Origin of the sequence: Gluconobacter potus (genome assembly GCF_015244705.1) — a bacterium.
GTDB lineage: Bacteria > Pseudomonadota > Alphaproteobacteria > Acetobacterales > Acetobacteraceae > Gluconobacter > Gluconobacter potus.
In genome coordinates this window covers 17,104-38,544 of record NZ_JABCQF010000012.1, presented here as the reverse complement: position 1 = coordinate 38,544, position 21,441 = coordinate 17,104, and the positions used below count along the sequence as shown (strand labels likewise).

Here is a 21,441-nt window from a genome sequence, read left to right as displayed (position 1 = left end):
TGACGAAACTGGGGAAAACGAAAGGGAACGATGGATCAGAGCGGCTGGGCCGCACCATCCTTCCAAACATGGGTGCAGCGCAGATGCCGTGCCTGAGCGGCCGCATCTTCGTCGTGCGACAAAGCAGAGACCGTGGCGTAACCGGCCTTATGCAGACCGGAAAGGCTGGCCGCATCGAGATCAACCGGAACGTAACAGCGCGGACGCGACGCAGACACCGGGGCCGCACGCAGAAGGGCCTGCGGACGAAGCGTCAGGCCACAGGCAGGCTCCTGCCCGGCCAGATAGCGGCCGCCACGTCCCAGTTCCTCACGCGAACTGGTGGAGAACACCGTCACACACAGTCCGGTATGATAGCGCCATCCACGGAAATCGACGGGATCGATCGTCAGACGCAGATCGGGGTTGCGCTCGCGGATTGCCGCTACGGATGCTGCCAGACGCTCAAAATGCCCGACGACGTCATTTGGGTAATCCAGTTCCGCCAGCAGATCCAGCGCACGGTCGGCAGGCCCGGCGGCGCGCAGCATGACCGCCAGCATCCCGGCGATCGGGCCACCAAGCTCAGCCACGGCGCTGGCATCCTTGCGGTCCAGCGCATGCAGCAGCGGTTCACGATCAGCTTCGGGAATGACGCCTTCGATCAGACCCAGAGCCAGTGCGGGCATGGACAGGTCGAAGGACACGCCTTCGATCCCGAGTTCGGCGAGCGCCTTCGCGCCGAGTGCGATGACTTCCGCATCGGCCTGCGCGCTGTTCGGGCCGATCAGTTCGATTCCGGCCTGAGAAATCTGGCGGTCAGCTTCGCGGCCTGGCGTGCCGACCACGATGCAACTGCCCGAATAGGACAGCCGCAGCGGACGCGGCGCGTCCTGAAGGCGGATGCTCGCAATGCGGGCGATCTGCGTCGTCATGTCCGGACGCAGCGCCATCATGCGATGCGAGTTCGGATCCATCAGACGAAAGGTCTGGGGTGCGAGGGATTCGCCCGATCCACCAAGCAGCGACGTCTCGAATTCCAGCAGGGGCGGACGGACGCGCTGATAGCCGTGACGGGAAAAGGCTTCCATCACGCTCGCGATACCACGGGCTTCTGCTTCAGCCTCGCCGGGGAGAAGATCGGCAAATCCGGACGGCAGGAGCGCAGCACTCGGGGTCTCGGAATACAGATTCATACCGAAAACTCCGCACGGGTCTGCTCATGGGCCCAGTCCAGCCAAGGCAGCAGCGCCTCGATATCGACCGTCTCGACCGTGGCACCACCCCAGATCCGCAGACCGGCAGGGGCATCACGATAGGACGCAAGGTCGTAACCCGCGCCTTCCTTTGCCACGAGACCCGTCAGATGCTTGACGGCCTTGCCCTTTGCTTCAGCCGACAGACTTTCAAACCAGGGGGCCGTGATTTTCAGGCAGATGGACGTGCTAGAGCGCATCTCTTCCTTGGCAGACAGGAAGGACACCCAGTCCGTTGTCGCGATCCATTTCGTCACGGCAGCCAGATTCTTCTGCGAACGGGCCTTCAGGGCGGAAAGACCACCAATCTGCTCGGCCCAGCGCAGACCGTCCAGCGCGTCCTCGACGCAGAGCATGGAAGGAGTGTTAATCGTATCGCCTTCGAAGATGGCTTCGATCAGGCCCTTCTTGTTGGCCAGCCGGAAAATCTTGGGCAGCGGACGCGGAGACGGCTGAGCCAGACGGGCGGCGGCCCGCGGGCTCAGCGCCACCATGCCATGCGCAGCCTCGCCACCCAGTGCTTTCTGCCAGGACCAGGTCACGATATCGAGCCGATCCCAGGGCAGATCCATCGCAAAGGCCGCAGATGTGGCGTCACAGATGACCAGACCAGCATGTTCGGCCGGAATGGCGCTGGCATCCGGGATGCAGACACCCGATGTCGTGCCGTTCCATGTCAGAACGACATCTCGGGTCCAGTCCACTTTCGTCAGATCCGGCAGTTCGCCATAAGGCGCGTCCAGAACGCGCAGATCCTCGATTTTCAGGACGTCGCGCAGATCCTGCGCCCAGGTTCCGGAGAAGCTTTCAAAGGACAGGACGTCGATCCCGCGCTCACCGGCGAGCGCCCACAGGATCATTTCCACGGCGCCCGTATCGGACGCCGGGACAATGCCGACGCGCCAGTCCGACGGAATGCCGAGCACGTCTTTCGAGCGCGTGATGACTTCCCTGAGGCGCGCACGGCCTTCCGGCGCACGATGCGAACGGCCCAGCAGGGCCTGATCCAGGCCGGACAACGACCACCCGGGGCGCTTGGCGCAGGGACCTGAGGAGAAGAACGGGCGGGAGGGTCTGACAGTCGGCTTGGACATGCTCGTTCCGGGCTGATCGGTCCTGAGGCCATTCCGGCAGGGAATGACCGTTCATGGTGCGAGAGAGGGGATTCGAACCCCTATGCCTTTCGGCGGTCGATTTTGAGCCGACTGCGTCTACCGTTCCGCCACTCTCGCGCGGGCGGCCCGAACCCTAATGCATTCCCGGCGAAAGTGCCAGACTGCAAAATCCGAGCTGCAAAATCCGGGCCGCAGACTGATGCCGCCTGATGACGCGTCTTACAGGCCCAGCATCAGAAGCAGATTCTGGATGGCTGCCCCCGAGGCCCCTTTACCCAGATTATCCAGCCGTGCCGTCAGGACGACCTGCTCGCCATTATGATGGACGCGCAGTTCCATGTCGTCGGTATTGGCCAGGGTGTCGGCCACAAGCTGCGTCTCGGCAGGAAGAACCCGCACATGCTCACATCCCGCATAGGCGTCCTGAAGCACGGCTTCCAGTTCCGCGGCCGAAGGCTGCCCTGGCAGGTCCTTCAGATGCAGCGGAATGGAGACAATCATCCCCTGCGGAAAATGCCCAACCGAGGGGACAAACAGCGGCTGGCGCGTGAGACCGGAATAATGCCGGATTTCGGGCAGGTGCTTGTGCTTGAGGTTCAGCCCATACAGGAAAAAAGCCGGACCGCCGTTTTTCTCATGCTCTTCAATCGCGACCCGCCCTGCCCCGCTATAGCCGGAAACGGCGTTGATCGAAACAGGATGATCGGCCGGGAGCAGCCCCGCCCGGACCAGCGGACGCATGAGGGCGATCGCACCTGTCGGGTAGCAGCCGGGATTGGCGACAAACCGCGCCGCCTTGATGGCAGCCGCCTGTTCCGCGGCCATTTCTGGAAAACCATAGACCCAGCCATCAGCGATCCGGTGCGCCGTGCTGGCATCCAGAATCCGGACATCCAGCCCTTCCGCCAGCGCTACAGTTTCCCGGGCTGCATCGTCCGGCAGGCACAGAATGGCGACATCGGCCTGCTCAAGCATGGAGCGGCGGGCTGCCGTATCCTTGCGCAGTGCCGGGTCGATGGACAGGATTTCCAGACCGTAAGAGGCCGGAAGCGCCTCGATCCGCTGGCGGATGCCCAGACCTGTCGTGCCTGCTTCCCCGTCAATGAAAATGCGTGCCATGCGCCATCCACCCTGTCTGCAAATCCGTTTCGCCCCGGCAGTTGCCTGAAACGTCCGGCAGTCGTTTTACGTCGGGAATGGCGGACTGTCACCCGCAAGACCCTTCCGACGCTTTCATCCCTGCGGCGGGACCGCTATGCAGGGCGCAGACACGATCACAACAGGAAACGCTCATGATCCAGTCCGACCGGCCGTCCTCCCCGCCATCCCCACGGCAGATCGACCGCCTGCTGGATGTCATGAAGCGCCTGCGCGACCCCGAGAGTGGTTGTCCGTGGGACGTGGAGCAGACCCCGACGACGATTGCCCCGTTCGCAATCGAGGAAGCCTATGAGGTCATGGACGCCATTGCGCGTGACGACCGCGAGGCCATTCCGGACGAACTGGGCGACCTGCTGCTTCAGGTCGTCTTTCAGGCCCAGATGGCCGAGGAGGCCGGACACTTCGACTTCGAGACCGTTGCGGGAACGATTGCCGACAAGCTCGTGCGCCGTCATCCGCACGTCTTCGGCGATGCGGCTCTCGACGACGATACCTGGGAGCGGGAAAAGGAGGCCGAGCGCCAACGCAAGGCCGAATATGGCACGCTGGCAGGTGTTGCCCTGCCGCTGCCTGCCCTGATGCGCGCCGCCAAGCTGACGCGCCGCGCGGCCCGCGTGGGCTTCGACTGGGACGACGCCACCGGCATTCTCGACAAGGTTCATGAAGAAATCGACGAGCTGAAAGTCGAAATTGGCGGAGACCGCGACCGGGTCGAGGATGAACTGGGCGATGTCCTCTTCACGGTCGCAAGCCTTGCGCGCAAGCTGGATATAGACCCCGAAGCCGCCCTGCGCCGCAGCAATGACAAGTTCACCCGTCGCTTCGAAGCCATGGAAGCCATGCTGGCCGAGAAGGGGCAGACCATGGCCGAACAGGACCTGCCGACGATGGAAGCACTCTGGCAGGCCGCAAAGAAACTGCCCGGCATGAAATGAGGTCCGGATTTTGGGTACGGGCATCTATTCCGGATGTAACAGGCGATCACCCGTCAATGTAACAGATGCACGGTTCATATCCCTGTACAATCCGTATCACTCGGTTACATGAGTCCTTATCCTTTATTAACTTTCTGATCCGAAAATGACTTCGTTCCTATCTCACGGAGTATTTTCCTCATGACCAGCATTTCCTCCATCGGCTCTTCCGCCATGAGCAGCCTTTACAGCACCAGCAGTGCGTCCTCTTCCAGTTCGTCCTCGTCGTCCAGCGGCACGTCGTCCACGCAGGAAACCACCACGACCAAGCTGAACGCCGATGGCTCCACAACGACCATCGTCGAAGACGCCCAGGGCAACATCATTTCCGAGACGACCTCCGGCGGCTCCTCGAACTCCGGTTCCAGCAGCGACACGAGCCACCTGCTCAGCGTCTCTGCCTGATTCAACACCGCGGGCAGCCGGTGACGTCAGGCGCTGCCCATCCATTTGCGAAACCCGCCATCAGGACGCAGCATTTTCCCGAGCCGCAATGATCGTCCCGAAAAGGCATTTTCATGTGAGCCGAACCTGCTAGAGAACGTCCCCATGACGGATGATCTCGCCCCGTTCGATTTCGAACTCCCCCGCGACCATATCGCGACAGAGCCTGCCCGCCCGCGTGACAGTGCAACGCTGCTGCATGTCCGGCCCAGTCTGCCGCCCGATCCGCATGTGATCCGCGACCTGCCGGATTTCCTGCGTGAAGGGGATCTGCTGATTGCCAACAACACGGCCGTCATCCGCGCCCAGCTTGCTGCCACGCGTGGCGAGGCGAAGATTGGCCTGACGCTCGACCGTATTCTGGCGGATGGAAGCTGGCATGCCCTGGCGCGCAATTCCCGCAAGCTGAAACCGCAGGACATCCTGCATTTTGGTGATGATCCGGTCACGGCCACCGTTGTCGAGAACGAAGGCGACGGCGCGGTCAGCATCCGCTTCTCGGTCGAGGGAGACGACTTCGACGCGTTTCTTGAGCGGGTCGGGGCGCTGGCCCTCCCCCCTTATATCGAGCGCCCTTTCGGCCCGACGAAGCAGGATGATGCGGATTACCGCACCATTTTCTCGCAGTATCGCGGCGCCGTGGCAGCGCCCACGGCTGGCCTGCATTTCACACCTGAAGTGCTCGCGGCCCTGGACGCAAAAGGCATCCAGCGCCGGACGCTGACCCTGCATGTCGGTGCGGGCACGTTCCTGCCCGTCCGCTCCACCATCGCCGAGCACAAAATGCACGCGGAATGGGGCGAGATCGACGCGGAAACCGCAGCCGCCATCAACGAGACCCGTGCGCGTGGCGGTCGGATCGTCGCCGTCGGCACCACGTCCCTGCGCCTGCTGGAAAGCGCGGCCCGCGAGGACGGCACCGTGGCACCATGGCGCGGCGAGACCTCCATTTTCATCAAGCCCGGATACCGCTTCAAGGCGGTGGACGTGCTGATGACCAACTTCCATCTGCCGCGTTCGACGCTGTTCATGCTCGTCTGCGCGTTCAGCGGCACCGAGACCATGCGTGAGGCCTATGCCTACGCCATCGCCAACGGATTGCGGTTCTATTCGTATGGCGATGCCTGCCTGCTGGAGCGCGCGCCATGAGCGATCACAAGACCGATCACGCCACCAAAATGACCTGGGTGCCCGAAGCAACCTGCGGCATGGCGCGCGCCGGGCATCTGCACACCCGCCACGGCACGGTCCCGACCCCGACCTTCATGCCAGTTGGTACTGTCGGCACGGTCAAGGGTATGACGATGGATGCCGTGCGCTCCACGGGTGCGGGCATCGTTCTGGGCAACACCTATCATCTCATGCTGCGCCCTACGGCGGACCGCGTGCAGAAGCTGGGTGGCCTGCACAGAATGATGGACTGGCCCGGCCCGATCCTGACCGATTCCGGCGGGTTTCAGGTCATGTCACTTGGTGCGCTGCGCAAGCTTGACGAAGATGGCGTGACGTTCCGCTCGCATATCGACGGCAGCAAGCATCGCCTGACTCCGGAAATCTCGACCGATATCCAGTTCAAGCTCGACGCGACCATCACCATGGCGTTCGACGAGTGCCCGGCGCTGCCCGCCACGCCGGAAGTGCTGCGCAAATCCATGGAAATGTCTATGCGCTGGGCTGCCCGCTCCCGCGAGGCTTTCGTGGCGCGTGAGGGATATGGGCAGTTCGGCATCGTGCAGGGCGGGACCGAGCGGGACTTACGCGAATATTCCATCAAGGCCCTGACCGATATCGGCTTTGAAGGCTATGCGATCGGCGGTCTGGCCGTGGGCGAAGGTCAGGAGCTGATGTTCTCGACGCTGGACTTCACCACGCCGATGCTGCCGCAAGACAAGGCCCGGTATCTCATGGGTGTCGGCACGCCGGATGATCTGCTGGGCGCGGTCATGCGCGGCGTGGACATGTTCGACTGCGTGATGCCCTCACGCGCCGGCCGCACCGCCCGGGCCTATACCGAGCGCGGCACGATCAACCTGCGCAACGCCCGTTTCGCAGACGACACACGCCCGCTCACGCCCCATGACGACACACCCGTCGCCGGACGTTACAGCCGCGCCTATCTGCACCATCTTTTCCGCGCCAACGAAATGCTCGGCCCGATGCTGCTGACCTGGCACAACCTGGCCTATTACCAGCGCCTGATGCGCCAGATCCGCGCCGCTATCGTGGACGGCACGCTCGACGCCCTGGCCGTGAAACTGCGGGAAGACTGGGCCAAGGGCGACTGGACCGAAGACGAATGGCCGATGCCGGATCTGGCCCTGTAAGCTGGGGCTTTGCCCCAGACCCCACAAAGGGACGCGGTCCCTTTGATCCCGATTCACGAAGTGGGGTGAAGGGGTCAAGACCTCTTCCGGGTGCAGGGCAGAGCCCTGTAATACGGCACATCGCGCTCCGCCCTAAGGCCTTATCCCGACAAACTGTCACAACATTCCCATGCCGCTCTGCGTTAACCTCGCAGAAGGAGCAGACACGGCATGCACAATCTCATCACGCTGACGGCTCAGGGACTGGTGGGCGAAGGGAGGCTTCAGCTTGAAGAGCTGGCGCTCGCATTCGTTCTATCCTCCCTTGTAGGGCTGGAACGTGAGATCCGGCAGAAAAGCGCTGGTCTGCGGACGCATACGCTGGTCGGTGTTTCCGCCGCCCTGTTCATGCTGATTTCCAAATACGGCTTCATGGACGTCATCGATGCCGGGCGGATCGTACTGGATCCGTCCCGCGTGGCCGCGCAGATCGTCTCGGGGATTGGCTTCATCGGGGGTGGCGTGATTTTCATGCGCCGCGATGCCGTGCGGGGCCTGACAACGGCCGCGGCCATCTGGTTCACGGCGGCTCTGGGCATGGCCTGCGGGGCAGGACTGCCCATTCTCGCCATTGCCACGACAGCCGCCCATTTCATCGTCATGGTGCTGTTTCCGAAACTGCTGAAACAGCTTCCGCGCTCGGGGGAACAGTCAACCGAGCTGACGATTTCCTATGAAGACAGCCGCGGGCTGCTGCGGACCATTCTGGTGAGTTGCACGGAACTGCGCTTTGCCATTGATGGCGTGCGCCTCGAAGAAGATAACCGGAATGCTGAACAGATCCTGGATGAGGCGGACCGTGAAGGGACGGCTCCCGCCACTCCACGTCCGCGCCTCGTGACGCTGACCATGCTGGTTCATGGCAAGCGGCCCGTTTCCCATCTCATTACGGGACTGGGCGCGATTGATGGTGTTCATGAAGTCAGGAAGATCGACCCTGACCATGACTGAACACCATCGTATTTACTGGGCCGTCGGCAGCGCCTTTTCATATCGATCCCAATGCGTCGCCAGTTCCTTCACGACCACACTCCCCACCGTATAGGCGGCATCGACTGAGGCTTGGAATCCCGAAAAACCGGTCTCATGTGCTTCGTCCGATAGAAGCTGCGCGGCGCTCTGGCCCGGTGGCTGCATGTCGAAATTGCTGGCCGTCCGCAGGATCAGGGCGCGCTTCGGATCAACGCGCCCCGCCTTTCCCTGAAGCGCCAGAGCCTGACAGAACGCAACGTCTTCTTCAGCCGTCGTCGCCATGACACCCTGCCCGTCCGTCCAGTATTTCACCCAGCGCTCGGCCCACTGGTTCATTTTCGCCCCCACCCAGAAGGTCTCGCCCGAGATCGTGTCGCCAAGCTGTACGGAAGGCGGCTTCTGGGCTGCGGCAAAACCGGTATAGCGCAGGCGTGATGCCTTCAGACCGTCATTATCCGGCAGGATGATATCCTTCGTCAGCCCATAGACCCACTGCACCAGTGCCGGATCGAGCGTGTATTCCATGTCCCCCATGCCGGAATGCAGTGCGGGACGAGGCTTTTCATCCGGCGTGCTGCCCTGCACGGGTGTGAACCCATCCGGCCAGGAGGCCGGGATTTCGCGTGGGTCGATCAGGTGGGACAGGCCACCATTAATGACGCGCGGCGCCCATACGGCCGAGCCGATGGTCCCGAAATTGGGATCAATGCCGCCGATCCCCGCCAGCACGAAATAGGCGTGGCGCAGGTCGAAGCGCGGGTCGAGCACGAGGGCCGTAATGGCGGAGGCCATGTGCTCCGGCCCCTCGCCGCTCGCGATGCCCAGAACATGCAGATCCGGATTGTAGTGCATCACGTCATGATCGGTGCCGGGTGCCGGAATCGTCTTCTGCAGCGGCAGTTTTTCGATCCAGTTCTGGTATTCGCCCGCCGTGTCTCCCGTATCCTTGCCGATCTCGAAGGTTGTGACGACAACAACACGCACGGGGATCGGCGCGTGAGCCGAGGCCGAACCGAGGGCACAGAGGGACAGGAGCGCGGCCCCGAAAACGGTTGAGACGGATTTCACTGGTAGAGTCCCTCATGTGTGACAGTGGCTTCGAAGGTCCCGAACCGCTGTTCGAGCGCCCATTGCAGCCGGGCTTTCTCGCTGGATTTCAGAAAAGTCGTGCAGGCAGCGGATACGACGGGCAGCGTCCGGCAGGCGAGCACGAACTGCCCCGGCTGATGATCCGACCACAGACTTTCCCCCGGCACGAACGCATATTCCAGTCCGGTGCGGGACAGGGTTTTCAGATCGGCATAAGATAGGTCATAGGTCTGGGCCGCGCGGACATATTCCTGCGTCAGGTCTCCCCGCGAGACGCCCTCGTCATCCGTGGACAGCGCAACGGGCACGCCAGCCCGGCGATAGAGCGGGAACGGATGGGCCGAGCCTCTGATGCCAAGGATCTCGTCATTGCTGGTCAGATTGACTTCCACCATCACGTGACGCCGCGCCATCTCGGCCAGAAGCGATGCGGGATCGTCCTCAAGCGCCACGTCCACGCCATGCCCGATCCGGCTGGCTCCCGCCACGTCAATGGCGGCGCGGATATGATGACGCAGACCTTCCGTGGGAACGAGACCGGTTGTCAGTTCGCCAGCATGCAGGCTCAGCTTCACGCCCGGAGTGACACCGTTTAGGAAATGGAACATCCGCATGTGCAGGTCATAATCGCGCATGGCGGTCGGATCGTCTTCGGGGGCCACGATGTTCAGTCCAACAAAGCGCGGATCGGCTTTTACGGTCGCATATCCGGCATCAAGCTGCGCATAGACCGCCTGCGGCGGTAATGTCCGCAGGGTCTGGAACAGGTAGCGCACCGCCACCGTGCATCCCGGATGGGCCTGCGGAGTTCCGCATTTCAGGACGTCTTTTGCCTGCGCTTCCATCTGGTCCGTCGCGGCGCGGGCCTTCTGCACCAACGCGGGAACTTCCGGCATAAGCACCTGGTGCGCGGCCGCGAAGTCGTCGCCCTTCAGCGGATGATGAAAGCCCGCGCCAATCATCCCGCTGATACCGGGCGAAATCATCAGCTCCAGATAGGTCACATGGTCGCGGGCCGCCCGGTCACGCGCTTCGGCCAGCATATCGCCCGAATGCGCATCATCGATGGAACCAAAGCGGGCGAATGTCGCGAAGAAATGGTCATGCCCGGAGGCGTCGCCGGGAGCGGGCACGAAGTCGCGCATGGACAGCGCATCGATCAGGACATTTTCCGATTCCGCGTGATGCGACAGTTCGGCGGCAGGAAGCTCACCCTCTCCCGGATGCGTGCAGGCATGGTCGAGGATGCGTTTCTCCTTCAGCGACACACACAGACCATCGTGCGCGGCCCAGTTCAGCATGTTTTCGGCGTAGATCGCACCAACCAGATGGTTGTGCAGGTCCGCCCCTTTCGGAAAGGCACGGAGAAACATGTTCAGCCGGACCGGATCATTCCGGATGCGGTCATAAACCTGTGCAACAGACTGCGGAGCCGCATGTACAGCCGGAATCATCGTCAAAGCAGAAGTCATACCCAGAAAAACGGCAGGCAGAACACGAAAGAAAGGATGTCGCATGGCGCGACGATGCCGCCCCGTCCCCGACGTGGCAAGCCATTTTCAGATCGTGACAAATCCTGTCTGCATCAGCCGTTCCGGACAGCAGAAAAGCTGGTCCGTCTGCTTCCCTGATGGCATAACGGCTCCCCGTTCACCGGCGAGACCTGTCCCTTCCATGCCTGCTTCCCCGAAACCCGATACAGGGCCTGAAGCCCGGATTGCGGCGCATGCCCGTCATCTGGGTTTCGATGCGGTCGGGTTCTGCAAGGCGGAACTCGGGCCGGACGTGGCTCGGAACCTGCGGGAGTTCGTCGCGCAGGGTCATCATGGCACGATGGAGTGGATGGAAACGCGGATCGAGGAACGTGCCCATCCGCAGGCTCTGTGGCCCGAAGTCCGGAGTGTGATTTCGCTCGGTCTGTCCTATGCCCCTGCCGAAGGACCGACGACCGATCCCGAATGCGGCAATATTTCCGTCTATGCCCGCAACCGGGACTATCACGACGTCATCAAGGGCATGCTCAAGCATCTGGCGCAGTTCGTCGTGAAGCTGGGTGGGCCGGAAACGCAGGTGAAGGTTTTCGTCGATACAGCTCCCGTCTCCGAGCGGGCACTAGCGGAAAAAGCGCATCTTGGCTGGACGGGCAAGCACACCTGTCTCGTCTCGCGTGAGCATGGGTCATGGCTGCTGCTGGGCGAGATCTATACCACGCTGGAGCTGACACCGTCAGAGCCCACGGGCGGAAGCTGCGGCTCCTGCACGCGCTGCCTGACCGCCTGCCCGACAGAGGCCTTCACCGGCCCGGGAAAGATGGATGCGCGGCGCTGCATCTCATATCTGACGATCGAGCATAAAGGCCCGATCCCGCATGAGCTGCGGCCGAAAATCGGCAATCATATCTATGGCTGCGATGATTGTCTGGCCGTCTGTCCCTGGAACCGCTTTGCGGAAAGCGCGCGGCACATCAAGCTTCAGGCCCGGCCGGAGCTGATCGCCCCGAAACTCGACGAACTGGTCCGATTGGATGATGCGACGTTCCGGACATTCTTTTCCGGCTCTCCAGTCAAGCGGATCGGGCGCAACCGCTTCGTGCGCAACGTCCTGATCGCGATCGGCAACTCCGCCGATCCGTCGCTCGTATCTTCTGCGCGGAATCTGCTGAGTGATCCGGACCCTGATGTTTCCGAAACCGCGCAATGGGCTTTGAGCCGCCTTGAGGAGCAACCGGCATGAGTGATCTCGTCAAACGCAGCCTGTCTCTGTCAGGACACCGGACATCCGTGGCGCTGGAACCCGAATTCTGGACGGTACTGGATGCGATGGCGGCAGTCCGCCAGCAGAGCTTTGCGTCTCTGGTGGCCTCTCTCGATGCCGCGCGACCACCCGAGCGCCCGCTGGCCTCGGCCCTGCGGGTTGCAGCGCTGAGGCATCTTCAGAAGAGCATTCAGACGACCGGTTAGCTCCCGGCGCTGTCCGCCGGAAGGCCCAGCCAGTCCGGATGTTTGCGTTCGATCCAGCGCAGGACGCGGCCCTGAAGGCGGCGGAAGAGCGGAATGTCCTGCGAAAGCAGCATCACGCCGACCGGCAGCATCCACAGACCCAGAACAGGCAGGATGGACAGAACGCCGCCCAGCATGAACAGCATGCCCGCCGGGATCCGGACCCATTTGTGATCCGGCTCCCGCAGCCAGTTCAGCACTTTCTGCAGCCGCTCGGGCAGACGCTGGATCAGAAGATCCATCAGCTCGTCATCAGAGCGGAAAGGGGTCAAAGAGGCAGTCTGAATCGGGGTGGGCATGAAAATATCCGTCATGAAACGAGCAGAAGAACCTGCGTCTCAAAAGCATGAGACGGCGATAAGTTCGTAATTCCCGCCTTATACCACACCCGCGGGTCCGGACGGTTGGCTCTTCCGGAGCCTACTGCCTGCGATCTGTCATTTGCCGCTGTGAGCGGGCGTGCTAGATTGATGACATGGCTATCTGGGGCAAGATGTTCGGTGGTGTCGCGGGCTTCGCGGTTGGTGGTCCTTTCGGAGCACTGATGGGCGCAGCGCTGGGACATGCGGCCGATAACGGTTCGCTACTCAAGCCCTCGACGGGCGGCTGGAGCGAGCGTTTCCCCGCGAATGGCCGTCCCGATCCCAACAGCGCGGCCTTTTTCGGCGCCGCCAAGATCGCTGCGGCCCTGGGCAAGCGCGATCAGCTTTACGCCATCGGCCTTGTCGCCCTGTGCGCGAAACTGGCGAAGATCGACGGGCCGGTGAACCGGCACGAAATCAACGCTTTCAAGACCTGCTTCCAGTTCCCGCCCGATAACGTCAAGGAAGTCGGCATGCTGTTCGATCGCGCCCGCGACCGGACGGACGATTTCGAGATGTATGCCCGCGAAATGGGCAAAGCCTATGCCGATAATACGGCGCCGCTTGAAAACCTCATGACGGCCCTGTTCCGCATCGCCCGTGCCGATGCCGGGCCGAGCCGAGAACTTCACCCGAAGGAAATCGATTTCCTGCAGCGCGTGCACCGGGCATTCGGCCTGCCGCCAGGTGCGTGGGACCGGGCGGAAAGCGGCAACAGCCGCGCCGCCAGCGGGAACGAGCCGGACGCCTATCGCATTCTCGGCATCACCCGCAGCGCGACCGATACGGAAATCCGCGTGCGCTGGCGCACCCTCATCCGCGAGCACCATCCGGATGTTCTGGCGCAGAAGCCCATGTCGGAAGCAGAGCGCCGGCGTGCGCAGGACCGGGTGGCCCGCATCAATGCCGCCTGGGACCGCATCAAGCGCGACCGGCAGCTTTGATCTTTCGCAATCCTGCGGAAACTTTCAGTCACCCGGAAGCGTAGACCAGTCTCAACCGGCAAGAGAGACGTGCCATGGGACTGATTCTTCTTGTAATCCTGATCCTCCTGCTGATCGGTGCGCTGCCGTCATGGCCGTACAGTTCGAAATGGGGCTACTACCCCTCCGGCGGCCTCGGCCTGATCGTGGTCATCGTCGTGATCCTTGTCCTGATGGGACAGATCTGACCTCAAAAATCTTTCCACATAAAAAACCGCGCCCCTCACGGAGCGCGGTTTTTTATGTCCTGAAAAAGAGGATCAGGCCGGGATAGCGGCCTTCACACCTTTCTCGCGGATGACCTTGCGCAGCGCGATGACTTTCTGGTCCAGCTCGGACGTGTCCAGATCACGCCAGCCGTCGAACGCCGGCAGCTTGAGAGCACTTTCAAAATCATCGGCCTTGGCCAGCTTCTTCTGGGCCTCGCCATAAGTCGGCTCGGACGATTCATACGTCCCGCCCTTCTCGTCACGCCCGCGGAGCATCTCGAGATAGGATGCAATCCCGAACGCAATCCGCGACAGGTCGCGCTTGCCTTCGATGGCCCGGCGCACGGTTTCCGTCCAGAATACCTGGATTTTGGAGCAACCATCACTCGCGATCCGCAGCGTCTGATCAGACATGGCCTTGTTGGAAAAACGGCTGATGACACTGTCCCGGTAACCTTCAAGCGTCATGCCCGGCGGTGCCTTCAGGGTCGGGATGACGTCCTTGTTCAGGTAGTTCTCAAGGTTGCCGCGCAGATCCTTGTCCTCGATCGCATCATCCACGTTCTCGTATCCGACAAGAATACCCGGGAAGCAGAGCGTGATGTGACCGGCATTCAGCATCCGGATCTTGACGTGTTCCCAGTCCGTCACGTCATCGACAAACTGCACGCCTGCCTTTTCCAGCGGGGGACGACCATTGGCAAACTGGTCTTCCAGCACCCACTGATGGAAATCCTCGGCCACCAGCGGCAGATCATCGTCCAGCCCGCTGGCTGCGTTCAGCTTCTTTGCGATTTCCGCCGAGACGGTCGGGGTAATGCGATCGACCATACCATTCGGGAAGGTGGCGTTTTCTTCAATCCACTTCGCCAGTTCCGGATCGCGCGCCTTCGCATAGCCGAGGAAGGCCTTGCGGGCGACATTGCCGTTATGGCGCAGGTTATCGCAGGACATGACCGTAAACGCCTTGCCACCGGCATCCCGGCGACGGCGCAGGGCTTCCACGACATAACCGAAAACGGTGGACGGCTTTTCCGGATTCTGAAGATCGGCCTTTACTGCCGCATTCTCCAGATCGAAGGCACCGGTCGTCTCGTTGATGTTGTAGCCGCCTTCCGTGATCGTCATGGAGACAATACGGATAGCCGGATCAACGAGATGCTTCAGCACGGCTTCCGGATCGGCCGGAGCGAGCAGGTAGTCTCGCAGAGCGCCCATGACACGCACTGTGCTCTTGCCCGACGGGGCCGTCTCGGTCAGGGAATACAGGCAGTCCTGAGCCTTGAATTCCTCGGCCTTTTTCTTCGAGCGGTCACTGCCCGTCAGGCCAACACCAACGATCGCCCAGTCCGGCGCATGCTCAAGGATCTGCTCGACATAGAACGCCTCATGGGCCCGGAAGAAGTTACCCACGCCGAAATGCACGATCCCCGGCTTGATCCCGTCGATGTCATAGGGAGGAGCCTGGACATTGGCAGGAAGAGACTTGAGGGTTTCGCGCGTAATCATGGAATTCTCCGTGGTTTCGGGCCGGTCGCTGACGGGGACCGACAAGGCCGGGCATGTGCCACCATAGCCCCGGAACAACGTAAAAACCGAATGACGGTTTCAACAGGAGCCATTCCGCCCCCTGGCTGCCAGCCGCGGGGAGGCCTGTTCAGAGGCCTTTTGCGGCGCTCGCATCGGAGCGCATGACCACCCCGACGGCCCGTTCGAGATCCTCCCGGAACAGGGACATCACAAAGCGCATCTCCGGACGGGTCTGTTCTTCCAGCCGTGGCAGGAGGTCGAGGATTTCCTCGTCTTCGGACTGCTGTTCGTGCTGGTTCCGCTTTGCGCGCAACTGCTCTTCACAACTATGTGCCAGCGCCCGCAGCGCGTGACTCAGCCCCTTGTACAGGGGCAGCAGACCTGTGTTCCCTGCCGCACGCCCCGTTGCAATGGCGCGTGCCACCAGCATCGTGTCGTTCAGAAGCCGCCGCATCAGTCTGGGAAGTGACGCCAGAACCGGATCGCGCTTTTCCAGTTCCTTCCAGCGCTCGCGCCGTGCCTCGGTCACGGCGTCTTCCAGTTCCGTCAGCAGAGCCACGCAATCGTCATTCTGGCGCTCGATCGCCGCCCAGCCCGTATTCTGGTCGAGCGCGCTCTTGAGAAGCTGGTCCATGCGACGCAACAGGCGCGCGGCCGTATGGAAGGCCTGTTTGCGCGCGCTGCTGTGCAGGATGAAGAACGACACCACGATCGAGACCGCAACGCCCACTACGATGGCCAGAAGCCGCGTGATCATGGGCAGGAACGGGCTGCCCTGGCTCGGGAAAAGATACACGATCATCAGCGTGATGCAGGCAAAACGCAGCGTCGGCTGGATGGCGCTCAGAAACACCAGCGGGGCCAGCATGATCCAGAACGGGATCCAGCGCAGGCCCGTCGTGATCTCCAGCACAACCGCACACACCCCTGCCAGCGCTCCGATCAGCGTGCCGCTGATCTGGTCCCGCGCCGTCGTCATGGTCTGGCTGATGCTGGACTGCGTGACGATCAGCGCTGTCACCAGCGCCCAGATCGTCTCCTGCAGATGCATGAGCGAACCCACGACCCAGGCCACCACGACCGACACCAGAACGCGGATGGTCTGGCGCGTCGCGGGGCGCATCACTTCGCGCCATCTGCTGTGTCGGGGCGGCACGGACAGCCACTTCCGGCTCAGACGTGTCAGAAGGTTCATGGCAGCTTTCAGCGCAAGAAGACGATGTCAGTTCCCAAGGAAGGGCACCGGCACCCAGCGCAGTCCGTCATCGTCCTGAACCAGCAGCAGCACTTCCGTCTTCTTGCGCTCATGCAGACGCTGCACCGCCTTGGCGAAATCGTCCGGCGTGTTGATCTGGTCCTGCCCGACCTGCGTGATGACGTTCCCTTCCGCAATCCCGCGCGATGCGGCGGGGCTTCCGGCCTCGACACGCGAGACGAGAACGCCGCGCTGATCGTCGGTCAGGGCATACTGCGTGCGGGCATCCGCATCGATCGAACTCACCGTCACCCCAAGCTCGCCCAGTGCCGCATGACGATGTTCGGGCTGATGCGTGTCCGAAGGCGGCATGTCCGGCGGCGTGGGCGACTGTCCCAGCGTAATCGGCAGCGTCTTGAGCGCCCCCTTGTGCCAGACGGTCAACTGCGCCTTCGCACCAGGCAGGATGGACGCGATGATGCGCGGCATGGTCTGGCCGGTCACGTCCTGATCGCCCACGCGGGTAATGATGTCGCCGACCTCAAGACCGGCCTTGGCAGCAGGGCCTTTCGGATCGATTTCCGAAATAAGCGTCCCCTTGCCGTTGGAACCGTCCGGCTTATGGAAATCGAGCGTCTCCGCGATGTCGTTCGTCACATCCTGGAACTTCAGCCCCATCCAGCCACGGGAGACATGCCCCGTGCGGCGGAGCTGGTCGATAATCCCGCGCGCATCATCAGCGGGAATAGCAAAGCCGATGCCGATGGAATCGCCGCCCGCACCACCATAAATCAGTGTGTTGATGCCGATGACTTCGCCCGACAGGTTGAACAGCGGACCGCCCGAGTTACCGCGGTTGATGGCCGCGTCAGTCTGGATGTAGTCGTCATACAGCCCGTGTTCGACATTTCGCCCACGCGAGGAAATGATGCCCGCCGTCACAGTCCCGTTCAGCCCGAACGGATTACCGATCGCCAGAACCCAGTCCCCGATCCGCGCCTTGTCGCTCTGCCCGAGCGGAACGGTCGGAAGCGGATGCTTCGGCTTGACCTCGAGCACCGCCAGATCGACCTGACTGTCCCGCCCCACGATCCGCGCCGGCATTTCCGTCCCGTCCTGAAGCGTCACGCTGACCTGATCCGCCCCTTCGATGACGTGGTTGTTCGTCACGATGATACCGGACGCATCGATGATGAAGCCCGAGCCCAGAGCCTGCTGCCGGCGCGGCGGCTGGTTCGGAGCCGGTTTGTGCTTCAGGTAATCATGGAAGAACTTTTCCAGCGGGGAGCCCGGCTGGAAAGGAGGCACCTGCGGACCGTCCGGATCGCTGGAATCCGGGCCCTTGTCGTCATTCTTTGACGGCTTGAGAACCGCGGATGTCGAGACATTCACGACCGAGGGAAGCAGCCTGTTCGCCAGATCCGCGAAGCTCGACGGCACGGAGCGCGGCGCCGGGGTCGGCACCGAAGACGGCTGGCTTGAGGTCGGCGGCGCGCTCTGGGCAAAGGCAGGGCTCACACTCCAGCCCCCTGCAAGGGACAGGGCCAGACCGGAAACAGCAAGACAGGCAGCACGACGGGCGCCGGAACGGACGAGCAGGTTTTTCATACCTGCACGCTAACGCAGAACGTGGTCCTTCGTCACCATCCCGCCGTTCAGGATGCGTTTTCGACCCGGTCATGCTAGGGTCAGAGTCCTTTCCGATACGATATTCCCCTGATGAGAGCCCGGCATGACTGACACCACGCCCCCCAACGACATGCCGCCCGGCTCCCCCGAGACCAATCTTCCCAGCGCCGAGACCCGCATTACCGACATCCTGAAAAGCGAGCAGGACGCCCAGGGCTCGAACGTCCTGTCCTTTGCCGCTCTGGAGAGCGTGTCGGTCCGCAACGGTCATGCCCATGTCTCGCTGGCGACGTCGCGCGACAATGCCTCGCGCGTGGAGCCACTACGGCCGCGCGTCGAAGCCGCGATTGCGAGCCTGCCGGGTATCACGGGCGCCACGCTGTCCTTCACGTCCCATCGTCCCGCAACGCCGGCCGCTGCCAATGCCCCGGCTCAGAGCGGGGGGCACCGGCCTTTCAATCTGGGCGACAAACGCCGCAATACCGCGAGCCGGCATGCGCCTGAAACGCTGCTGCCCGGCGTCAAGGCCGTCATTGCGGTGGCCTCAGGCAAGGGCGGCGTCGGCAAGTCCACCACGGCCGTCAACCTGGCGGTCGGGCTGGCCCAGCACGGCCTGAAAACCGGCCTTCTCGACGCAGACATCTATGGCCCGTCCCTGCCCCGGATGCTGGGACGCAACGCCCGCCCGGAAGTCGTGGACGGGACGATCCTGCCGATCGAAGCCTGGGGCCTGAAAAGCATGTCCATCGGCTATCTGGTGGACGAGAACCAGGCCATGATCTGGCGCGGCCCGATGGTCATGGGCGCGCTGACGCAGTTTCTGGGTGAAGTCGAATGGGGCGAACTCGACGTCCTCGTGATCGACATGCCGCCCGGCACCGGAGACGCCCAGCTGACCCTGGCTCAGAAGCTCGGCCCCAAGCTGGCAGCCGGTGGCGCCGTCATCGTCTCCACACCCCAGGATATCGCGCTGCTGGATGCACGGCGCGGCGTGGCCATGTTCGAACGGATGGAAACCCCGATCCTCGGCGTTGTCGAGAACATGTCCTATTTCTGCTGCCCGAACTGCAACCACCGCACGGAACTGTTCGGACATGGGGGCGCCAAGGCCGAAGCCGAGAAAATGGGGGTCCCGTTCCTGGCGGAAATCCCGCTTCTGGCCGATATCCGCGCAAGCGGCGATGAGGGAACCCCGATCATCCTTTCCGCACCACAGAGCGAAGCCGCACAGGCCTATACGAGGCTCGCGCAGGCTGTGGCCCGCTCCCTGTCTTCAGAACACAGCACGAAAGAACGGTCATGATCCGTCTTCTTCTCATCGGCGCCTGCCTGACACTGGGGGCCTGCTCCCAGACGGTCACGCATCGTGGCCTGTCTTCCGATGGTTACGGCTTTACGCAGGACTCACAGCATCTGCCGCCACCCGCCGACCTGATGACGCCCATCCCGCACTAAAATCCTGCGCAGGCACAGAGAATCGTTCTCCGAAGCTTGACCTGATACGCCCCGGCATGGAAAAAGCCGCACTGCTGATGCCGGGTTAGCACAGTGGTAGTGCAGCGGTTTTGTAAACCGAAGGCCGGGGGTTCAAATCCCTCACCCGGCACCAGCTTTTTCCAAAAAGCGGCCGATGCCCCGGACGACTGGAAAATGTTGTTCAAACCGGGACTTGCAGGCCGAAACTCCGGCCTTTCCAAGGCTACGGACTCCAGAAACACCCTCTGAAAATCAGTAATGCACAAGTATCGTAATCGCAGAGGGTGGAATGTGGGTATTCCCAAAATCCTCTTGACAGCTTTGTGCTGAGAATCGGATTGCACCCACGATTCGTAGATAAAATTATCAAACAAAATCAGAGATTTAGAAACAGAACTCCGAGAATCAGCCCGAATCGGAGCGCCTTAAAGAGAGACTCCAAGCCTGTGGATAACTCTGTTCGTAAAAAAATCAGCAGCTGATGTGATGAGAGTCACACGAATTCGGTCTGAATCTCTCAAAAAGCCCGCGCAAATAAAAGAAGACAAGAAAATCTGTTTTTACCTGACGTTTACAGTCTCAAATATTTTACGACGCAGGCCAGAAAAAATGAATGGCCAGAGATGTCAGAACAAGAGCAATAGCTATTGCCGTCCACAGAAATAGATTTGGCGTTCTTTCTGGTACATCTTCGACTGGATTGGCCGCCTGTGCTTCTCTGGCGGCGAGCATCAGGCGTTCGAGATCGTTTCCGGCTGGTCCCGGAGCGGGATCAGGATGCGCCATCCAGAACCGCCACCATTTCCGACCACTCGCGCTTGGTCAGGCCGGAATTTTCCTGCGTGACCGTTTCACCGGCCAGACGGCGGCGCACCACCTTCAGCATACCGGCAGAAAGCGTGAAGGCGCCGAGACGATATTCCTCGAAGGCCGCTGCCGTTGCCGGAACCCACGCCTTGAGAATCTCGATCATCTTTTCCGCATAGACGCGGATTTCATACTGCGCGTGCGGATCAACCCGCAGGGCTAGGAAGTGCATCAGATTGTGCAGATCGATCTTCCAGTACCACTGGGTATAGGTGTTCAGAGTCAGGTTGATCCGCGCGAGCTCACGCGCCAGACCTGTGCCTTCCGGATTCAGAAGGCTTTCGTAGTCATCATAGCACTGGCTGGCATCGCGGCGCAGGATCTCCAGAACCTGATGCGCCGTATCGGCATCCAGAGCGTCGCTCCGCCCCTGCCGGTTCGAACTGCTCTGTGCGGCGACCTGATCCATCGCCGGCAGATAGAACTCGCGGTCCAGAATGGAATAGCGCGCCGAATACTCATTCACGCTCGCCATGCGATGACGGATCCACTGACGTGCCACGAAGACGGGCAGCTTCACATGGAACTTGATCTCGCACATCTCGAACGGTGTCGAATGACGGTGACGCATCAGATAGCGGATCAGCCCCGCATCCTCGGACACTTTCTTCGTCCCGCGGCCGTAAGACACCCGCGCAGCCTGCACGACCGCACCATCATCGCCCATATAGTCGACGACGCGCAGGAAACCATGATCCAGCACCTCGAAAGGTGTAAAAAGCAGGTTTTCCATCGCCGCCACGGTCGGACGGGAGGTCAGCTGGGGTTCGCTGCGCTGCGCTTCGATTTCAGCGCGCTGTTCGGATGTCAGTGCCATGGCGGCGGCTTTAGCATGGGC

22 protein-coding genes and 2 tRNA genes are annotated in these 21,441 nt (G+C 61.9%); 12 read left to right on the top strand and 12 right to left on the bottom strand.

The genetic code is table 11. The annotated features are described in order from the left end of the window. Positions 1-35 precede the first annotated feature (35 nt). The 4 genes from HKD31_RS13365 to argC all read right to left on the bottom strand — a co-directional run bounded on the left by HKD31_RS13365 (position 36) and on the right by argC (position 3,469). On the bottom strand, positions 36-1,175 hold the full coding sequence (locus HKD31_RS13365) for an ATP phosphoribosyltransferase regulatory subunit (RefSeq protein WP_062494483.1): 1,140 nt from the start codon (positions 1,173-1,175) through the stop codon (positions 36-38). Next, entirely contained in the window at positions 1,172-2,329 is a 1,158-nt protein-coding gene (locus HKD31_RS13360) for a phosphoserine transaminase (RefSeq protein WP_062494484.1), read from the bottom strand. The genes HKD31_RS13365 and HKD31_RS13360 overlap by 4 nt, the downstream gene beginning before the upstream one ends. Positions 2,330-2,383: 54 nt before the next feature. Then, positions 2,384-2,467 (bottom strand) — tRNA-Leu (locus HKD31_RS13355). A gap of 102 nt (positions 2,468-2,569) precedes the next feature. Beyond that, positions 2,570-3,469: an N-acetyl-gamma-glutamyl-phosphate reductase gene (gene argC, locus HKD31_RS13350; protein ID WP_194265505.1), complete on the bottom strand. Its 900-nt coding sequence runs from the start codon at positions 3,467-3,469 to the stop codon at positions 2,570-2,572. Between the two features lie 173 nt (positions 3,470-3,642). Here argC and mazG point away from each other — a divergent pair, with 173 nt between their 5' ends. From mazG to HKD31_RS13325, 5 genes are all read left to right on the top strand, one after another. After that, positions 3,643-4,446: a nucleoside triphosphate pyrophosphohydrolase gene (gene mazG, locus HKD31_RS13345; RefSeq protein WP_194265504.1), complete on the top strand. Its 804-nt coding sequence runs from the start codon at positions 3,643-3,645 to the stop codon at positions 4,444-4,446. 180 nt (positions 4,447-4,626) lie between these two features. After that, complete coding sequence (locus tag HKD31_RS13340; protein WP_052327533.1) at positions 4,627-4,890, top strand: hypothetical protein; 264 nt, start codon at positions 4,627-4,629, stop codon at positions 4,888-4,890. A 144-nt stretch (positions 4,891-5,034) separates the two neighbouring features. Next, entirely contained in the window at positions 5,035-6,078 is a 1,044-nt protein-coding gene (queA, locus tag HKD31_RS13335) for a tRNA preQ1(34) S-adenosylmethionine ribosyltransferase-isomerase QueA (RefSeq protein WP_194265503.1), read from the top strand. Positions 6,079-6,107: 29 nt separating this feature from the next. Further along, positions 6,108-7,253, top strand: coding sequence for a tRNA guanosine(34) transglycosylase Tgt (tgt, locus tag HKD31_RS13330; protein ID WP_155720882.1), 1,146 nt, complete (start codon positions 6,108-6,110; stop codon positions 7,251-7,253). Between the two features lie 210 nt (positions 7,254-7,463). Further along, positions 7,464-8,243, top strand: coding sequence for an MgtC/SapB family protein (locus HKD31_RS13325; RefSeq protein WP_194265502.1), 780 nt, complete (start codon positions 7,464-7,466; stop codon positions 8,241-8,243). Between the two features lie 12 nt (positions 8,244-8,255). Here the strand turns inward: HKD31_RS13325 and HKD31_RS13320 are convergent, their stop codons facing one another. Both HKD31_RS13320 and HKD31_RS13315 read right to left on the bottom strand, forming a co-directional pair. Beyond that, positions 8,256-9,332 (bottom strand): purine nucleoside permease, encoded by a 1,077-nt coding sequence (locus HKD31_RS13320; protein WP_194265501.1) that lies wholly within the window; start codon positions 9,330-9,332, stop codon positions 8,256-8,258. Then, positions 9,329-10,807, bottom strand: a complete 1,479-nt coding sequence (locus HKD31_RS13315; protein ID WP_228120764.1) for an adenosine deaminase family protein — start codon at positions 10,805-10,807, stop codon at positions 9,329-9,331. The genes HKD31_RS13320 and HKD31_RS13315 overlap by 4 nt, the downstream gene beginning before the upstream one ends. A gap of 220 nt (positions 10,808-11,027) precedes the next feature. Between HKD31_RS13315 and queG the strand changes: the two genes are divergently transcribed. Both queG and HKD31_RS13305 read left to right on the top strand, forming a co-directional pair. Next, complete coding sequence (gene queG, locus HKD31_RS13310) at positions 11,028-12,086, top strand: tRNA epoxyqueuosine(34) reductase QueG (RefSeq protein ID WP_194265500.1); 1,059 nt, start codon at positions 11,028-11,030, stop codon at positions 12,084-12,086. Continuing rightward, the gene (locus HKD31_RS13305) at positions 12,083-12,313 is read left to right on the top strand and encodes a ribbon-helix-helix domain-containing protein (protein ID WP_194265499.1); all 231 of its coding nucleotides are present in this window, start codon (positions 12,083-12,085) and stop codon (positions 12,311-12,313) included. The genes queG and HKD31_RS13305 overlap by 4 nt, the downstream gene beginning before the upstream one ends. On the opposite strand, the gene HKD31_RS13300 is transcribed toward HKD31_RS13305, so the two are convergent. Beyond that, on the bottom strand, positions 12,310-12,594 hold the full coding sequence (locus HKD31_RS13300; protein WP_370543930.1) for a hypothetical protein: 285 nt from the start codon (positions 12,592-12,594) through the stop codon (positions 12,310-12,312). The genes HKD31_RS13305 and HKD31_RS13300 overlap by 4 nt on opposite strands. Before the next feature lie 233 nt (positions 12,595-12,827). On the opposite strand from HKD31_RS13300, the gene HKD31_RS13295 reads away from it, so the two are divergent. After that, a complete protein-coding gene (locus HKD31_RS13295; protein ID WP_041111801.1) occupies positions 12,828-13,658 on the top strand; it encodes a TerB family tellurite resistance protein in 831 nt (276 codons plus the stop codon). A 74-nt stretch (positions 13,659-13,732) separates the two neighbouring features. After that, positions 13,733-13,885, top strand: coding sequence for a DUF3309 family protein (locus HKD31_RS13290; protein ID WP_080504750.1), 153 nt, complete (start codon positions 13,733-13,735; stop codon positions 13,883-13,885). Between the two features lie 72 nt (positions 13,886-13,957). On the opposite strand, the gene HKD31_RS13285 is transcribed toward HKD31_RS13290, so the two are convergent. The 3 genes from HKD31_RS13285 to HKD31_RS13275 form a co-directional block, all read right to left on the bottom strand. Then, positions 13,958-15,415: a mannitol dehydrogenase family protein gene (locus HKD31_RS13285; RefSeq protein WP_062455014.1), complete on the bottom strand. Its 1,458-nt coding sequence runs from the start codon at positions 15,413-15,415 to the stop codon at positions 13,958-13,960. Between the two features lie 148 nt (positions 15,416-15,563). Beyond that, the gene (locus HKD31_RS13280; protein ID WP_194265497.1) at positions 15,564-16,631 is read right to left on the bottom strand and encodes an FUSC family protein; all 1,068 of its coding nucleotides are present in this window, start codon (positions 16,629-16,631) and stop codon (positions 15,564-15,566) included. Between the two features lie 27 nt (positions 16,632-16,658). Beyond that, positions 16,659-18,239: a Do family serine endopeptidase gene (locus HKD31_RS13275; RefSeq protein ID WP_194265496.1), complete on the bottom strand. Its 1,581-nt coding sequence runs from the start codon at positions 18,237-18,239 to the stop codon at positions 16,659-16,661. A 124-nt stretch (positions 18,240-18,363) separates the two neighbouring features. Here HKD31_RS13275 and HKD31_RS13270 point away from each other — a divergent pair, with 124 nt between their 5' ends. The 3 genes from HKD31_RS13270 (at position 18,364) to HKD31_RS13260 (ending at position 19,869) form a co-directional block, all read left to right on the top strand. After that, the gene (locus tag HKD31_RS13270) at positions 18,364-19,563 is read left to right on the top strand and encodes an Mrp/NBP35 family ATP-binding protein (protein ID WP_194265495.1); all 1,200 of its coding nucleotides are present in this window, start codon (positions 18,364-18,366) and stop codon (positions 19,561-19,563) included. Next, a complete protein-coding gene (locus tag HKD31_RS13265; protein WP_169795779.1) occupies positions 19,560-19,715 on the top strand; it encodes a hypothetical protein in 156 nt (51 codons plus the stop codon). The genes HKD31_RS13270 and HKD31_RS13265 overlap by 4 nt, the downstream gene beginning before the upstream one ends. A 79-nt stretch (positions 19,716-19,794) precedes the next feature. Then, positions 19,795-19,869: transfer RNA gene (locus HKD31_RS13260), tRNA-Thr, on the top strand. A 455-nt stretch (positions 19,870-20,324) separates the two neighbouring features. On the opposite strand, the gene HKD31_RS13255 is transcribed toward HKD31_RS13260, so the two are convergent. Next, positions 20,325-20,522, bottom strand: coding sequence for a hypothetical protein (locus HKD31_RS13255; protein WP_194265494.1), 198 nt, complete (start codon positions 20,520-20,522; stop codon positions 20,325-20,327). Beyond that, positions 20,509-21,420 (bottom strand): FAD-dependent thymidylate synthase, encoded by a 912-nt coding sequence (thyX, locus tag HKD31_RS13250; protein WP_194265493.1) that lies wholly within the window; start codon positions 21,418-21,420, stop codon positions 20,509-20,511. The genes HKD31_RS13255 and thyX overlap by 14 nt, the downstream gene beginning before the upstream one ends. Positions 21,421-21,441: the final 21 nt, after the last annotated feature.

Coding starts and splice junctions, on each gene's coding strand:
- HKD31_RS13365 (WP_062494483.1), bottom strand. CDS start 1,175: ATGAATCTGTATTCCGAGACCCCGAGTGCTGCGCTCCTGCCGTCCGGA.
- HKD31_RS13360 (WP_062494484.1), bottom strand. CDS start 2,329: ATGTCCAAGCCGACTGTCAGACCCTCCCGCCCGTTCTTCTCCTCAGGT.
- argC (WP_194265505.1), bottom strand. CDS start 3,469: ATGGCACGCATTTTCATTGACGGGGAAGCAGGCACGACAGGTCTGGGC.
- mazG (WP_194265504.1), top strand. CDS start 3,643: ATGATCCAGTCCGACCGGCCGTCCTCCCCGCCATCCCCACGGCAGATC.
- HKD31_RS13340 (WP_052327533.1), top strand. CDS start 4,627: ATGACCAGCATTTCCTCCATCGGCTCTTCCGCCATGAGCAGCCTTTAC.
- queA (WP_194265503.1), top strand. CDS start 5,035: ATGACGGATGATCTCGCCCCGTTCGATTTCGAACTCCCCCGCGACCAT.
- tgt (WP_155720882.1), top strand. CDS start 6,108: ATGACCTGGGTGCCCGAAGCAACCTGCGGCATGGCGCGCGCCGGGCAT.
- HKD31_RS13325 (WP_194265502.1), top strand. CDS start 7,464: ATGCACAATCTCATCACGCTGACGGCTCAGGGACTGGTGGGCGAAGGG.
- HKD31_RS13315 (WP_228120764.1), bottom strand. CDS start 10,807: ATGATTCCGGCTGTACATGCGGCTCCGCAGTCTGTTGCACAGGTTTAT.
- queG (WP_194265500.1), top strand. CDS start 11,028: ATGCCTGCTTCCCCGAAACCCGATACAGGGCCTGAAGCCCGGATTGCG.
- HKD31_RS13305 (WP_194265499.1), top strand. CDS start 12,083: ATGAGTGATCTCGTCAAACGCAGCCTGTCTCTGTCAGGACACCGGACA.
- HKD31_RS13300 (WP_370543930.1), bottom strand. CDS start 12,594: ATGGATCTTCTGATCCAGCGTCTGCCCGAGCGGCTGCAGAAAGTGCTG.
- HKD31_RS13295 (WP_041111801.1), top strand. CDS start 12,828: ATGGCTATCTGGGGCAAGATGTTCGGTGGTGTCGCGGGCTTCGCGGTT.
- HKD31_RS13290 (WP_080504750.1), top strand. CDS start 13,733: ATGGGACTGATTCTTCTTGTAATCCTGATCCTCCTGCTGATCGGTGCG.
- HKD31_RS13285 (WP_062455014.1), bottom strand. CDS start 15,415: ATGATTACGCGCGAAACCCTCAAGTCTCTTCCTGCCAATGTCCAGGCT.
- HKD31_RS13280 (WP_194265497.1), bottom strand. CDS start 16,631: ATGAACCTTCTGACACGTCTGAGCCGGAAGTGGCTGTCCGTGCCGCCC.
- HKD31_RS13275 (WP_194265496.1), bottom strand. CDS start 18,239: ATGAAAAACCTGCTCGTCCGTTCCGGCGCCCGTCGTGCTGCCTGTCTT.
- HKD31_RS13270 (WP_194265495.1), top strand. CDS start 18,364: ATGACTGACACCACGCCCCCCAACGACATGCCGCCCGGCTCCCCCGAG.
- HKD31_RS13265 (WP_169795779.1), top strand. CDS start 19,560: ATGATCCGTCTTCTTCTCATCGGCGCCTGCCTGACACTGGGGGCCTGC.
- HKD31_RS13255 (WP_194265494.1), bottom strand. CDS start 20,522: ATGGCGCATCCTGATCCCGCTCCGGGACCAGCCGGAAACGATCTCGAA.
- thyX (WP_194265493.1), bottom strand. CDS start 21,420: ATGGCACTGACATCCGAACAGCGCGCTGAAATCGAAGCGCAGCGCAGC.